This is a genomic window from Vibrio sp. 10N.222.52.B7 (genome assembly GCF_041474275.1).
In the GTDB taxonomy this organism is placed as follows: Bacteria; Pseudomonadota; Gammaproteobacteria; order Enterobacterales; family Vibrionaceae; genus Vibrio; species Vibrio crassostreae_C.
Map to the genome: position 1 here is coordinate 1 of NZ_JBFRTU010000812.1, position 395 is coordinate 395.

Here is a 395-nt window from a genome sequence, read left to right on the forward strand (position 1 = left end):
GCTTGCTTAAGAGCCAAGAGATCGACTTAGAGATCTTGTTGAGTGACAGTGTACCTGAGCAGATGATCATGCAACGTTCACGTGTTGGTATTACTTCCAAAAAGTGGACTGACAAAGAGATGGCTAGGTTCGACATGCGCTACGGCTACAGACCGACCGAGCTGATGTTTACCGCAGACGTAATAGCGATCCTGGCGAACGAGAATAACCCAGCCACATCCATCAGCGTTGCTGAACTTATCGATGTGTTTGGTTGTTCTAGCGACCCTAAGCATCCTAAATGGACACCAAGCAGTGACACTCGTGACGGAGAAAGCTTAGACACACACATGTTGCCTTTCGCTATCGACCACAATCTGCAAGGCCATACCACCTTTTCAAGTTGGGTTGAATGT

Annotated in this window: 1 pseudogene; it reads left to right on the forward strand. The window is 47.8% G+C overall.

Annotation, left to right across the window (positions count from 1 at the left end):
- Positions 1-395: pseudogene (locus AB4512_RS25420) on the forward strand (phosphate ABC transporter substrate-binding protein); the annotation flags it as partial.